The following is a 14,477-nucleotide window of genomic DNA, read 5'->3' as shown; positions in this document are numbered from 1 at the left end:
GCCGGAAACCGGCCCTTTTTGCGTCAGGAGACATTACTCGTCAGCGTCATCCGCTGCATCTTCGTCGGTGTCCGCTTCCAGCGCGATTTCATCATCGCCTTCCGCTACCGTACCATCGATGGAGTCGAGTTCTTCGTCATCCACAGGCTCAGCAACGCGCTGCAGACCCACCACGTTTTCATCTTCCGCTGTACGGATGAGGATCACGCCCTGGGTGTTACGACCCACCACGCTGATCTCAGATACGCGAGTACGCACCAGCGTACCGGCATCAGTGATCATCATGATCTGGTCGGCGTCGTCCACCTGCACCGCGCCGACAACGGAACCGTTGCGCTCGGTCACTTTGATAGAGATAACGCCCTGCGTACCACGGGACTTCGTCGGATATTCGCTTTCCGCCGTACGTTTACCGTAGCCGTTCTGCGTGACGGTCAGGATAGCCCCTTCGCCGCGTGGAACGATCAGGGAAACAACGGAGTCTTCACCCGCCAGTTTGATCCCGCGAACACCTGTTGCCGTGCGGCCCATTGCGCGAACCGCGTTCTCTTTGAAACGCACCACTTTACCGGCGGCAGAGAACAGCATCACTTCATCGGAACCGGAGGTCAGATCCACGCCGATCAGTTCGTCGCCTTCGTTCAGGTTCACGGCGATAATACCGGCCGAACGTGGACGGCTGAATTCGGTCAGCGCGGTTTTCTTCACGGTACCGCTCGCGGTTGCCATAAAGACGTTCACGCCCTCTTCGTACTCGCGTACCGGCAGGATAGCGGTGATACGTTCATTCGCTTCCAGCGGCAGCAGGTTAACGATTGGACGGCCACGCGCGCCGCGGCTTGCTTCCGGCAGCTGATAGACTTTCATCCAGTAGAGACGACCACGGCTTGAGAAGCAGAGGATCGTGTCATGGGTGTTCGCCACCAGCAGGCGGTCAATAAAGTCTTCTTCTTTAATACGTGCCGCAGATTTCCCTTTACCGCCACGACGCTGTGCTTCGTAGTCGGTCAGCGGCTGATACTTCACATAGCCCTGGTGAGACAGGGTGACCACCACGTCTTCGCGGTTGATCAGATCTTCAATGTTGATATCAGAGCTGTTTGCGGTGATTTCGGTGCGACGCGCATCGCCGAACTGATCGCGGACCAGCTCCAGCTCTTCGCGGATCACTTCCATCAGGCGGTCTGCGCTACCCAGGATATGCAGCAGCTCAGCAATCTGTTCAAGCAGCTCTTTGTATTCGTCGAGCAGTTTTTCATGCTCAAGGCCGGTCAGTTTCTGCAAGCGCAGATCCAGAATCGCCTGTGCCTGCTGCTCGGTCAGATAGTACTGACCGTCGCGCACGCCGAATTCAGGCTCGAGCCACTCAGGACGCGCAGCGTCGTCGCCCGCACGTTCGAGCATGGCGGCTACATTACCCAGCTCCCACGGACGCGCGATCAGGGCTGCTTTCGCTTCTGCTGGCGTCGGCGCACGGCGAATCAACTCGATAATCGGGTCGATGTTAGCCAGGGCAACGGCCAGCGCTTCAAGGATGTGCGCACGGTCGCGCGCTTTACGCAGCTCGAAGATTGTACGGCGGGTCACCACTTCACGACGGTGACGCACGAACGCGCTCAGGATCTCTTTCAGGTTCATGATCTTCGGCTGACCATGGTGCAGTGCAACCATGTTGATACCGAAGGAAACCTGGAGCTGAGTCTGGGAGTACAGGTTGTTCAGCACAACCTCACCCACCGCGTCGCGTTTGATCTCAATCACGATGCGCATACCGTCTTTGTCAGACTCGTCGCGCAGCGCGCTGATGCCTTCAACACGTTTTTCTTTTACCAGCTCGGCGATTTTTTCAATCAGACGCGCTTTGTTCACCTGATATGGGATCTCGTGAACGATAATGGTTTCACGACCCGTTTTGGCGTCCGCTTCCACTTCGGCGCGGGCACGGATATAAATCTTGCCGCGACCGGTGCGGTAGGCTTCTTCAATACCACGACGACCGTTGATGATCGCCGCCGTCGGGAAGTCCGGGCCCGGGATGTGTTCCATCAGCCCTTCAATGCTGATCTCTTCATCGTCGATATAGGCCAGGCAGCCGTTGATCACTTCGGTGATGTTGTGTGGCGGAATGTTGGTTGCCATACCGACCGCGATACCGGACGAACCGTTCACTAACAGGTTCGGGATCTTGGTTGGCATAACATCAGGAATGCGCTCGGTGCCGTCGTAGTTATCGACGAAATCAACGGTCTCTTTTTCCAGGTCGGCCATCAGCTCGTGGGCGATTTTCGACATACGGATTTCCGTATAACGCATCGCCGCTGCGGAGTCGCCGTCAACAGAACCAAAGTTACCCTGACCATCTACCAGCATGTAGCGCAAGGAGAATGGCTGCGCCATACGGACGATGGTGTCATAAACGGCGATATCACCATGCGGGTGATATTTACCGATGACGTCACCCACGACGCGGGCAGATTTTTTATAGGCTTTATTCCAGTCATTGCCCAATACGTTCATGGCGTATAGTACGCGACGGTGTACCGGCTTAAGGCCATCGCGGACGTCCGGCAGCGCACGGCCAACAATGACCGACATCGCATAGTCCAGATAGGAGCTCTTCAGCTCTTCCTCGATGTTAACCGGTGTAATTTCTCTCGCAAGGTCGCTCATCTAACCGCTATCCCTCTACTGTATCCCGGATTCAAAGGTCGCAAATTATAACACAGCCGCGGTGATTGAGGTAAACCAATAAGCTTTATTCACCCGCGCGGGCTGATATACTCCTTTGTCTTGCTAAATAAGGAGTAAAAGCGCCCATGAATGCCGAAAAATCCCCGGTGGCTCACAACGTTGACCACGAAGAGATTGCCAAATTTGAAGCGGTGGCGTCCCGCTGGTGGGATCTCGAAGGTGAGTTCAAACCGCTGCACCGTATTAACCCGCTGCGTCTGGGCTATATCGCGGAGCGTTCCGGCGGTCTGTTCGGTAAAAAAGTGCTCGACGTCGGCTGCGGCGGCGGCATCCTGGCTGAAAGCATGGCGCGCGAAGGGGCCACCGTTACCGGCCTCGATATGGGCTTTGAACCGCTGCAGGTCGCCCGTCTTCACGCGCTGGAGTCCGGCATCCAGGTGGAATACGTGCAGGAAACCGTAGAAGAGCACGCGGCAAAACACGCCCATCAGTACGATGTGGTGACCTGCATGGAGATGCTGGAGCACGTACCCGACCCTCAGTCCGTGGTCAATGCCTGTGCAAAACTGGTGAAGCCGGGTGGCCAGGTCTTCTTCTCGACCATCAACCGCAACGGCAAAGCCTGGCTGATGGCGGTCGTCGGCGCAGAATACGTGCTGCGCATGGTGCCGAAAGGCACCCACGACGTGAAGAAATTCATCAAGCCTGCGGAGCTGTTAGGCTGGGTTGACCAGACGTGGCTCAAGGAGCAGCACATTACCGGTCTGCATTACAATCCATTAACGGATAAATTCAAGCTCGCGCCGGGCGTAGATGTTAATTATATGTTGCATACAACCGCCAAAAACACCTAACGTCATTCGTTATTCTTATAAAGATTGCGCGACATCATGTTGCGCAATTCTGCCCTCCCGTTGAAGAAATCAGCACTCGATCAAATTTTGAATTTTTTTTCTTAATTATTGACATCTCGTCCAGGCCTTACGGCACGAGGACTTACGCTTTTTTACCCATTCACAACCTCAATTTAACGTCAAAATCAACCCTTGTGCTGAAATGATTCGATACTAGAATACTCACCATATAGCGTTTTTCTTATCGCAAACCCCCTATATGTAGTATTTATCCACAGAGTTAGTCACAAGACGGATCTGTGGATAAGCGGGGGATATTTTTTATTTCACGGACAGGTAAAACCCACATGAATCAGAGTCTGCTGGTGACAAAGCGCGACGGTACTACCGAGCGTATCAATCTGGACAAAATCCATCGAGTTCTCGACTGGGCAGCAGAAGGACTGAACAACGTATCTATTTCCCAGGTTGAACTGCGATCCCACATCCAGTTCTACGACGGCATCAAAACGTCTGATATCCACGAAACCATCATCAAAGCGGCGGCAGACCTCATCTCCCGCGAAGCACCGGATTATCAGTACCTCGCTGCACGTCTGGCGATTTTCCACCTGCGTAAAAAAGCCTACGGCCAGTTTGAGCCGCCGAAGCTGTACGATCACGTGGTGAAAATGGTCGAGCTGGGCAAATACGACACGCATCTGCTGGAAGACTATACGGAAGAAGAGTTCGAGCAGATGAACGGGTTTATCGATCACTGGCGCGACATGAACTTCTCCTACGCGGCGGTGAAGCAGCTCGAAGGCAAATACCTGGTTCAGAACCGTGTAACCGGTGAGATCTACGAAAGCGCCCAGTTCCTCTACATTCTGGTGGCCGCCTGCCTGTTCTCAAACTACCCGCGCGATACCCGTCTGGATTACGTGAAGCGTTTCTACGATGCGGTATCGACGTTCAAGATTTCTCTGCCGACGCCAATCATGTCTGGCGTGCGCACCCCTACCCGTCAGTTCAGCTCCTGCGTCCTGATCGAGTGTGGTGACAGCCTGGATTCCATCAACGCCACCTCCAGCGCCATCGTGAAATACGTCTCCCAGCGTGCCGGTATCGGCATCAACGCCGGCCGCATTCGTGCGCTGGGCAGCCCGATTCGCGGCGGTGAAGCGTTCCACACCGGCTGTATCCCGTTCTATAAGCACTTCCAGACGGCAGTAAAATCCTGCTCTCAGGGCGGCGTGCGCGGCGGTGCAGCGACCCTGTTCTACCCGATGTGGCACCTGGAAGTGGAAAGCCTGCTGGTCCTGAAAAACAACCGCGGTGTTGAAGGCAACCGCGTGCGTCACATGGACTACGGCGTGCAGATCAACAAGCTGATGTACACCCGTCTGCTGAAAGGTGAAGACATCACCCTGTTCAGCCCGTCCGACGTGCCGGGCCTGTACGACGCGTTCTTCGCCGATCAGGACGAGTTCGAGCGTCTGTACACCAAATACGAAAAAGACGACAGCATCCGCAAGCAGCGCGTGAAGGCGGTAGACCTGTTCTCCCTGATGATGCAGGAACGTGCCTCTACCGGCCGTATCTACATCCAGAACGTGGACCACTGCAACACCCACAGCCCGTTTGACCCGGTTGTTGCACCAGTGCGCCAGTCTAACCTGTGCCTGGAGATCGCCCTGCCGACCAAACCGCTGGAAGACGTGAACGACGAAAACGGCGAAATCGCGCTGTGTACGCTCTCCGCGTTCAACCTGGGCGCGATTAAGAGCCTGGACGAGCTGGAAGAGCTGGCCGTGCTGGCGGTTCGTGCCCTCGACGCCCTGCTGGACTACCAGGATTATCCAATCCCGGCAGCAAAACGCGGTGCAATGGGCCGCCGTACCCTGGGTATCGGCGTGATCAACTTCGCCTACTGGCTGGCGAAAAACGGCAAGCGTTACTCCGACGGCAGCGCTAACAACCTGACGCACCAGACGTTCGAAGCCATTCAGTACTACCTGATGAAAGCCTCTAACGAGCTGGCGAAAGAGCAAGGCGCGTGCCCGTGGTTCAACGAAACCACCTACGCGAAAGGCATTCTGCCGATCGACACCTACAAAAAAGACCTGGATGCGATCGTCAGCGAGCCGCTGCACCTGGACTGGGAAGGGCTGCGTGAGTCCATCATGACGCACGGCCTGCGCAACTCCACGCTCTCAGCCCTGATGCCGTCCGAGACCTCTTCGCAGATCTCCAACGCCACCAACGGCATTGAGCCACCGCGCGGCCACGTCAGCATTAAAGCGTCTAAAGACGGCGTGCTGCGTCAGGTCGTACCGGACTACGAAACGCTGGGCAACAACTACGAGCTGCTGTGGGAAATGCCAAACAACGACGGCTACCTGCAGCTGGTGGGTATCATGCAGAAGTTTATCGACCAGTCGATCTCTGCCAATACCAACTATGACCCGACGCGCTTCCCGTCAGGCAAGGTTCCGATGCAGCAGCTGCTGAAAGACCTGCTCACCGCCTACAAGTTTGGCGTTAAAACGCTGTACTATCACAACACCCGTGACGGTGCGGAAGACGCGCAGGACGACCTGGTTCCATCAATTCAGGACGATGGCTGCGAAAGCGGCGCATGTAAGATCTAAGCACTTCGCCGGGTGGCGCTACGCTTACCCGGCCTACGGTTTTGTAGGCCCGGCAAACGCAGTGCCGCCGGGCAATACAATCTCAACAGGACTCACCGCAATGGCATATACCACCTTTTCACAGACGAAAAACGACCAGCTCAAAGAGCCGATGTTCTTCGGCCAGCCGGTCAACGTGGCACGCTACGATCAGCAAAAATATGACATCTTCGAAAAGCTGATTGAAAAGCAACTCTCCTTCTTCTGGCGCCCGGAAGAAGTGGACGTCTCCCGCGACCGTATCGATTTCCAGTCGCTGCCGGATCACGAAAAACATATCTTCATCAGCAACCTGAAGTACCAGACGCTGCTGGACTCTATTCAGGGCCGTAGCCCGAACGTGGCGCTGCTGCCGCTGATCTCGATTCCAGAGCTGGAAACCTGGGTTGAAACCTGGGCGTTCTCTGAAACGATCCACTCCCGCTCTTACACCCACATCATCCGCAACATCGTGAACGATCCGGCGGTGGTGTTTGACGATATCGTCACCAACGAGCAGATCCAGAAGCGCGCGGAAGGCATTGCGCACTACTACGACGAGCTGATCGAGATGACCAGCTACTGGCATCTGCTGGGCGAAGGCACCCACAACGTGAACGGCAAAACCGTTACCGTGAACCTGCGCGCGCTGAAAAAGCAGCTGTACCTGTGCCTGATGAGCGTCAACGCGCTGGAAGCGATCCGCTTCTACGTGAGCTTCGCCTGTTCCTTCGCCTTTGCCGAGCGCAAGCTAATGGAAGGCAACGCCAAAATTATCCGCCTGATTGCCCGTGACGAAGCCCTGCACCTGACCGGGACTCAGCATATGCTGAACCTGCTGCGCAGCGGCGCGGACGACCCGGAGATGGCTGCAATTGCCGAAGAGTGCAAGCAGGAATGCTACGATCTGTTCGTGCTGGCGGCCCAGCAGGAGAAAGAGTGGGCAGACTACCTGTTCCGCGACGGCTCCATGATTGGCCTGAACAAAGATATCCTGTGCCAGTACGTTGAGTACATCACCAACATCCGCATGCAGGCGGTCGGTCTCGACCTGCCGTTCCAGACGCGCTCTAACCCTATCCCGTGGATCAACACCTGGCTGGTGTCCGATAACGTGCAGGTCGCGCCGCAGGAAGTGGAAGTGAGTTCTTATCTGGTCGGTCAGATTGATTCTGAAGTCAACACCGACGACCTGAGCAACTTCCAGCTCTGATGTCACGCGTCACGTTAAGTCTTTCCGGCACTGAGGTACTGTGTCGGGAGGAGCACCCTTCTCTACTGGTGGCGCTTGAGGCGCATCAGGTAGAAGTAGAGTACCAGTGTCGTTCCGGCTACTGCGGCTCCTGCCGCTGTCGTCTGGTCGCAGGCCAGGTGGACTGGCTGACCGAACCGCTGGCCTTTATCAACGAAGGGGAAATTTTGCCCTGCTGCTGCCGGGCAAAAGGCGATATTGAGATCGAGATGTGATTGCGTCGGGTGGCGCTTCGCTTACCCGACCTACAAAACCGCAGTTCGTAGGCCGGGTAAGGCGCAGCCGCCACCCGGCAATTTCAGCGTTTATCCTTCAAAAAGCTCACCGCTTTATCCGGGAAATCCGTAAACAGTCCGTCCACGCCCGCCTGGTTATACAACACCTCATAAAGCTGATTCACGTCCGTGGCATACTCCGGCAGCTGGTCTGCACGCACGGTATACGGATGCACCTGCATCTTGCTGGCGTGCGCCTCTTTCACCATCGCCGTCAGCTTCACGTGGCCCGGCGTTGAGCCTTCCGCCACCAGCATATGGTAATCCGGCCCGATGCCGTCAGCGTACTGCGCAATCTGCTTCATCGCGCCCGGCTTAAACATCCAGTCGTAGCTGTAGTTCACCCACTTCCCGTCCGGCTGCTTCTCCTGGGTTTCATTCCAGTCAGTGTAGGCAATCAGCTGCACCAGGTTGAGGTTCATGCCCATCTTCGGCTCCAGCTCGGTTTTGATGCGCTTCAGCTCGGCGGCATCAAAACACTGCAGGTAGACTTTGTCCTTCTTGCTGGTGTAGCCGTACTGCTTCAGCACCTCCAGCGTCTTCGCGGCAATGTCTTTTCCTTCCTGATGATGGAACCACGGCGCTTTGATTTCCGGATAGATACCGATATTTTTACCGGTTGAGTGGTTCAGCCCCTGAACAAACTCAATCTCTTCCTGGAAGGTATGGATCCGGAAGTCAGATTTGCCCATCGGGAAACGTCCCGGATAGACCTGCACCTTCTTGCCGTTTTCAATCTCGAAGCCTTCGGTAAACTTCAGGGAACGGATCTCCGCCAGGGTGAAATCAATGGCGTAGTAGCGGCCATCTTTTCGCGCGCGGTCCGGGAAGCGCTCCGCCACGTCCGTCACGCGGTCAAGATAGTGATCGTGCAGGACCACCAGCTGGTCGTCCTTCGTCATCACCAGATCCTGCTCCAGGTAATCCGCCCCCTGCGCATAGGCCATCGCTTTCGCCGGCAGCGTATGCTCCGGCAGATAGCCGCTCGCGCCGCGGTGGGCAATAACGATTTTATCCGCCGCCAGCGCGGAGCCTGTCATCAGGCCCGCCAGCAGCAGGCCTGTCGCTAACTGAGTTAATTTCATCGTAAAGCTCCTTATTGACGACGCGCCAGCACTTCCGCGTGGTGACGTTTTTCACCAATCATCACAACAACCAGCAGCAGTACCGCCAGCACGCTGCCGCCGATCATCACCATAAAGCCGCCGTCCCAGCCGAAGAAGTCAACGGTGTAGCCCACAATGGCGCTCGCCGCCACCGAACCGCCGAGGTAGCCGAACAGGCCGGTAAAGCCCGCCGCCGTGCCCGCCGCTTTTTTCGGCGCCAGCTCCAGGGCATGCAGGCCGATCAGCATCACCGGACCGTAAATCAGGAAGCCGATGACGATCATGCAGGCCATGTCTACTGATGGGTTGCCCGGCGGGTTGAGCCAGTAAACAACCGTCGCGATGGTCACCAGGGTCATAAAGAACACGCCCGTCGCACCGCGGTTACCCTTAAACACCTTGTCCGACATCCAGCCGCAAAGCAGCGTGCCCGGGATCCCGGCGTACTCATACAGGAAGTATGCCCAGGAGGATTTATCCAGCGCGAAGTGCTTCACCTCTTTCAGGTAGGTTGGCGACCAGTCTAGGATGCCGTAGCGCAGCAGGTAAACGAACACGTTCGCCACCGCGATGTACCACAGCAGCTTGTTCGGCAGCACGTACTTCATGAAGATCTGTTTTGCGGTCAGCTCTTCTTCGTGCTCCTTGCTGTAATCATCCGGATAGTCATTTTTGTACTCTTCAATCGGCGGCAGGCCGCAGGACTGCGGCGTATCGCGCATCAGGGCGAAGGCAATAATCGCCACCAGAATGGCACCAAAGGCAGGCATATAGAGCGCCGCGTGCCAGTCGTTGAACCAGGCCATCCCCAGCAGGAACAGCAGAGGCGGAAGCCCACCACCGACGTTATGGGCGCAGTTCCACACCGACACGATACCGCCGCGCTCTTTCTGCGACCACCAGTGCACCATGGTACGTCCGCACGGCGGCCACCCCATTCCCTGGAACCAGCCGCAGAGGAACAGCAGCACGAACATGATGGCAATGCTGGAGGTTGCCCACGGCACAAAGCCCATGAACAGCATCACCGCGGCCGCCAGGATCAGACCGGCGGGCAGGAACACGCGCGGATTCGAGCGATCCGACACCGAGCCCATGATGAATTTGGAAAAACCGTAGGCGATAGAGATCCCCGACAGCGCGAACCCCAGATCGCCGCGGGAAAAGCCCTGCTCCACCAGATACGGCATGGCGAGCGCGAAGTTTTTACGTACAAGGTAGTACGCCGCGTACCCGAAGAAGATCCCCAGGAAGATTTGCCAGCGCAGACGGCGATAGAGCGGATCTATTTCTGCCTCTGGCAGACGCGCCCTGTGGGGCGCAGGTTTGAAGATACTGAGCATAACAGCCTCCGTGGCCTTGAATTGAATGGGCAGGTGGCTCGCACCTGGATTCCAGAGGCGGGGATGTTAAGAAATCACGGTGATTGTTACTGTGAATCAACGCACAGATTGTTACAGAAATATGACAGAATGCGCAAAAAAGCGCATGAAATCACGTTTCACTTTCGAATTCCGCGCGTTTATGTTCGAAATCAAACAAACCACAAAATTAATATGGCTAAATGATAAAAAACGAACATAGAGGGTAAACAATGACCAGTCACGATCCGCGTTATAGTGATGTGATAATCATTGGCGGTGGCGCAACCGGTGCCGGGATCGCACGCGACTGCGCCCTGCGCGGCCTCAGCGTCACGCTTCTGGAACGCCACGATATCGCCACGGGCGCAACCGGGCGTAACCACGGCCTGCTGCACAGCGGCGCGCGGTATGCGGTCACCGACGCGGAATCCGCGCGGGAATGTATTGCTGAAAACCAGATCCTCAAGCGTATCGCCCGCCACTGCATTGAGCCGACCGACGGCCTCTTTATTACCCTTCCCGAAGATGACCTCGCCTTTCAGGACACCTTTATTACCGCCTGCACTACAGCGGGCATTCAGGCTGAGGCCATGGATCCGGCGCTGGCGCGGCGGCTGGAACCGTCGGTTAACCCGGCGCTTATCGGCGCGGTGAGGGTCCCTGACGGCACCGTCGACCCCTTCCGCCTGACCGCCGCCAATATGCTGGACGCCCGCGAGCATGGCGCGCATATTCTGACCGGGCACGAAGTGACCGGGCTTATCCGCGAAGGCCATCGCATCTGCGGCGTGCGGATCCTTGATACGCAATATAACGAACGCAGCGAGCTGTATGCCGCCGTGGTGATCAACGCGGCGGGGATCTGGGGGCAGCGGATTGCGGAATATGCGGACCTGTCGGTGCGCATGTTCCCGGCGAAAGGCTCGCTGCTGATCCTCGACCACCGCATCAATAACCACGTGATCAACCGCTGCCGCAAACCGTCTGACGCCGATATCCTCGTGCCGGGAGATACCATTTCGTTAATCGGGACGACCTCAACCCACGTGGACTACAGTGAGATTGACTACAACCGCGTCACCGCTGAAGAGGTGGATATCCTGCTGCGCGAAGGGGAAAAACTGGCGCCGGTGATGGCCCAGACGCGTATTCTTCGCGCCTACGCGGGCGTGCGTCCGCTGGTCGCCAGCGACAACGACCCGAGCGGACGTAACGTCAGCCGGGGCATCGTGCTGCTCGATCACGCCGCGCGCGACGGCATGGACGGGTTTATCACCATCACCGGCGGCAAGCTGATGACCTATCGCCTGATGGCCGAGTGGGCGACCGATGCCGTCTGCCGCAAGCTGGGCAATACCGAACGGTGCGTGACGGCGGAACAAGCCCTGCCCGGCTCGCGTCAGTCCACTGAGAAGACGCTGCAAAAAATTATCTCCCTGCCCGCGCCGCTGCGCGGGTCCGCGATTTACCGCCACGGCGACAGAACGCCACAGTGGCTCGGTGAAGGACGGCTGAGCCGCAGCCTGGTATGCGAGTGCGAAGCCGTCACCGCCGGTGAGGTGCAGTACGCGGTGGAGAGCCTGACGGTCAATAGCCTGCTCGACCTACGCCGCCGCACCCGCGTCGGCATGGGCACCTGCCAGGGGGAGCTGTGCGCCTGTCGTGCTGCCGGTCTGCTGCAGCGTTTTCACACCACCACCGCCACCCAATCGCTCGATCAGCTCAGCGCGTTTTTAAACGAGCGCTGGAAAGGCATTCAGCCGGTCGCCTGGGGCGATGCCCTGCGCGAAAGCGAATTTACCCGCTGGGTCTACCAGGGGCTTTGCGGTCTTGAGAAGGAGCAACGCGATGAAATTTGATACCGTAATCGTCGGCGGCGGGCTGGCAGGCCTGCTCTGCGGCATCAAACTCACGAAGCAGGGGCTGCGCTGCGCCATTATCACCCGGGGCCAGAGCGCCCTGCACTTCTCGTCGGGCTCGCTGGATCTGGTGGACGAAGCGTACCGCGATACGCTGCCGCCGGAGCACCCGTATCACCTGATTGGCGCGCAGCATATTGACCGCTTTGCGCTGGAAACCGAAGCGCTGCTGGCGGACTGCGGCGCGCGTCTGCAGGGCAGCGCCCGGCTTAATCATCAGCGCGTTACGCCGCTCGGCACTCTGCGCTCCGCCTGGCTCAGCCCGGAGGAGGTGCCCGTTGCCCCCATTCGCGCGGGACGCGTGCGGGTGGTAGGGATAAGCGGCTTTCTGGATTTCCAGCCCCATCTCGCAGCGGCGTCGCTCTGTCGCCAGGGCGTTAACGCGGAAACGGCAGAGATAGAACTGCCCGAGCTTGATGTCCTGCGCGATAACCCGAGCGAGTTTCGCGCGGTGAATATCGCCCGTTTTCTTGATAACGAGGACAAATGGCCGCTGCTGTATGACGCACTCAGGCCGCTCGGCGAAACCTGCGATGCCCTGCTGATGCCCGCCTGCTTCGGTTTACGTGACAACCGACTCTGGCGCTGGCTCTCGGATCGTCTGCCCTGCTCGCTCGGCCTGCTGCCAACGCTGCCCCCTTCCGTACCCGGCATTCGCCTGCATACCCAGCTCCAGCGTCAGTTTGTCGCGCAGGGCGGCGTGTGGATGGCGGGTGATGAGGTGAAAAAAATCACCCTGACCGACGGCGCGGTGAGCGAAATCTGGACGCGCAATCACGACGATATTCCGCTTCGCGCCCGCTATACGGTGCTGGCCAGCGGCAGCTTCTTCAGCAACGGGCTGCTGAGCAGCCGGGAGGGCATCCGGGAAGCCATTATGGGGCTGGATGTTCGCCAGCGTGCCTCACGCGCGGACTGGTATCAGAGTGATTTCTTCTCGCCGCAGCCCTGGCAACAGTTCGGCGTGATTGTCGATAACCAGCTGCATCCGCAGCTTTCCGGTAAACCCGTCAGGAATCTCTTTGCCATCGGCTCGCTGCTGGGCGGGTACGATCCCATTGCCCAGGGATGCGGTGGCGGGGTCTGCGCCGTCACGGCGCTGTATGTGGCAGAGCAGATTAGCCAGCGCACGGAGGCTGAACAATGAACGACACCCGTTTTGAAAGCTGCATCAAATGCACGGTGTGTACCACCGTCTGCCCGGTCAGCGGCGTGAACCCGCGCTACCCCGGTCCGAAGCAGGCCGGGCCGGACGGCGAGCGTCTTCGTCTGAAGGACGGCAAGCTGTACGATGAAGCGCTGAAATACTGCATCAACTGCAAACGCTGCGAAGTCGCCTGTCCGTCGGATGTGAAAATCGGCGATATCATTCAGCGCGCCCGGGCGCGCTACAGCATGCAAAAACCCACATTGCGCGATGCGATCCTGAGCCATACCGATCTGATGGGTAGCGTCTCGACGCCCTTTGCCCCGCTGGTAAATGCCGCGACCGCTCTCAAGCCGGTGCGTCAGCTGCTGGATGCCACGCTGAAGATAGACCATCACCGCAGCCTGCCGAAATATTCCCACGGCACCTTCCGCCGCTGGTACAAATCCGTCGCGGCGGAACAGGCGCAGTACGCCGAGCAGGTGGCCTTTTTCCACGGCTGCTATGTGAACTACAACCACCCGCAGCTGGGCAAAGATCTGGTGAAAGTGCTGAACGCCATGGGAACCGGCGTACAGCTCCTCAGCAAGGAGAAGTGCTGCGGCGTCCCGCTGATTGCTAACGGGTTTACCGATAAAGCGCGCAGGCAGGCTCAAAGCAATGTCACCTCCCTGCGCGAAGCCATTGTCGATAAAGGTATTCCGGTGCTGGCGACCTCGTCCACCTGTACCTTCACCCTGCGCGACGAGTACCCGCATCTGCTGGATGTCGATAATACCGGACTGCGCGAGCATATTGAGCTGGCAACACGCTTCCTGTGGCGCAAGCTGGACGACGGACAGACCCTGCCGCTGAAGGCATTATCGCTGAAGGTGGTCTATCACACGCCGTGTCACATGGAAAAAATGGGCTGGTCGCTCTATACGCTTGAGCTGCTGCGGCTTATTCCGGGGCTGGAGCTGACGGTGCTGGACTCACGCTGCTGCGGGATTGCGGGCACCTACGGCTTCAAGCGTGAAAACTACGAAACGTCTCAGGCGATTGGCGCCCCGCTGTTCCGCCAGATTGAAGAGAGCGGCGCGGATATCGTGGTAACGGACTGCGAAACCTGCAAGTGGCAGATTGAGATGTCCACCAGCAAACGCTGCGAACATCCCATTACCCTGCTGGCGAAAGCGCTGGGGTAAGTATTGCCGGGGCGAGAGGCCCCGGCAAAGG

At 57.9% G+C, this 14,477-nt stretch carries 10 protein-coding genes; 7 read left to right on the top strand and 3 right to left on the bottom strand.

Annotation, left to right across the window (positions count from 1 at the left end):
• Nucleotides 1–33 precede the first annotated feature (33 nt).
• Nucleotides 34–2,670 (bottom strand): DNA topoisomerase (ATP-hydrolyzing) subunit A, encoded by a 2,637-nt coding sequence (gene gyrA / locus KK102_RS09925; protein WP_216357482.1) that lies wholly within the window; start codon nucleotides 2,668–2,670, stop codon nucleotides 34–36.
• A gap of 146 nt (nucleotides 2,671–2,816) precedes the next feature.
• Here gyrA and ubiG point away from each other — a divergent pair, with 146 nt between their 5' ends.
• The 4 genes from ubiG to yfaE all read left to right on the top strand — a co-directional run bounded on the left by ubiG (nucleotide 2,817) and on the right by yfaE (nucleotide 7,663).
• Entirely contained in the window at nucleotides 2,817–3,545 is a 729-nt protein-coding gene (ubiG, locus tag KK102_RS09920) for a bifunctional 2-polyprenyl-6-hydroxyphenol methylase/3-demethylubiquinol 3-O-methyltransferase UbiG (RefSeq protein ID WP_126544391.1), read from the top strand.
• 347 nt (nucleotides 3,546–3,892) lie between these two features.
• The gene (gene nrdA / locus KK102_RS09915) at nucleotides 3,893–6,178 is read left to right on the top strand and encodes a class 1a ribonucleoside-diphosphate reductase subunit alpha (protein WP_216357481.1); all 2,286 of its coding nucleotides are present in this window, start codon (nucleotides 3,893–3,895) and stop codon (nucleotides 6,176–6,178) included.
• A 100-nt stretch (nucleotides 6,179–6,278) separates the two neighbouring features.
• The gene (gene nrdB, locus KK102_RS09910; RefSeq protein ID WP_126544390.1) at nucleotides 6,279–7,409 is read left to right on the top strand and encodes a class Ia ribonucleoside-diphosphate reductase subunit beta; all 1,131 of its coding nucleotides are present in this window, start codon (nucleotides 6,279–6,281) and stop codon (nucleotides 7,407–7,409) included.
• A complete protein-coding gene (gene yfaE / locus KK102_RS09905; protein WP_008500234.1) occupies nucleotides 7,409–7,663 on the top strand; it encodes a class I ribonucleotide reductase maintenance protein YfaE in 255 nt (84 codons plus the stop codon). The genes nrdB and yfaE overlap by 1 nt, the downstream gene beginning before the upstream one ends.
• Before the next feature lie 83 nt (nucleotides 7,664–7,746).
• Here yfaE and glpQ read toward each other — a convergent pair whose 3' ends face one another.
• Together glpQ and glpT are read right to left on the bottom strand one after the other, a co-directional pair.
• Complete coding sequence (gene glpQ, locus KK102_RS09900) at nucleotides 7,747–8,808, bottom strand: glycerophosphodiester phosphodiesterase (protein WP_216357480.1); 1,062 nt, start codon at nucleotides 8,806–8,808, stop codon at nucleotides 7,747–7,749.
• Nucleotides 8,809–8,819: 11 nt separating this feature from the next.
• A complete protein-coding gene (gene glpT / locus KK102_RS09895; protein ID WP_045629883.1) occupies nucleotides 8,820–10,172 on the bottom strand; it encodes a glycerol-3-phosphate transporter in 1,353 nt (450 codons plus the stop codon).
• A 251-nt stretch (nucleotides 10,173–10,423) separates the two neighbouring features.
• On the opposite strand from glpT, the gene glpA reads away from it, so the two are divergent.
• Genes glpA through glpC form a run of 3 tightly spaced genes read left to right on the top strand, consistent with a single transcriptional unit; the run spans nucleotide 10,424 to nucleotide 14,446 of the window.
• Entirely contained in the window at nucleotides 10,424–12,052 is a 1,629-nt protein-coding gene (gene glpA / locus KK102_RS09890; RefSeq protein WP_216357479.1) for an anaerobic glycerol-3-phosphate dehydrogenase subunit A, read from the top strand.
• Nucleotides 12,042–13,259: a glycerol-3-phosphate dehydrogenase subunit GlpB gene (glpB, locus tag KK102_RS09885; protein ID WP_126544386.1), complete on the top strand. Its 1,218-nt coding sequence runs from the start codon at nucleotides 12,042–12,044 to the stop codon at nucleotides 13,257–13,259. Before glpA ends, glpB begins: the two co-directional genes overlap by 11 nt.
• Nucleotides 13,256–14,446 carry an anaerobic glycerol-3-phosphate dehydrogenase subunit GlpC gene (glpC, locus tag KK102_RS09880; RefSeq protein ID WP_216357478.1) on the top strand — a complete coding sequence of 397 codons (1,191 nt, stop codon included), beginning with the start codon at nucleotides 13,256–13,258 and terminating at the stop codon, nucleotides 14,444–14,446. Before glpB ends, glpC begins: the two co-directional genes overlap by 4 nt.
• Nucleotides 14,447–14,477: the final 31 nt, after the last annotated feature.

It is taken from the genome of Enterobacter quasimori, from assembly GCF_018597345.1.
GTDB classification, from domain to species: Bacteria; Pseudomonadota; Gammaproteobacteria; order Enterobacterales; family Enterobacteriaceae; genus Enterobacter; species Enterobacter mori.
This window is presented reverse-complemented; position numbering and strand designations above follow the sequence as displayed.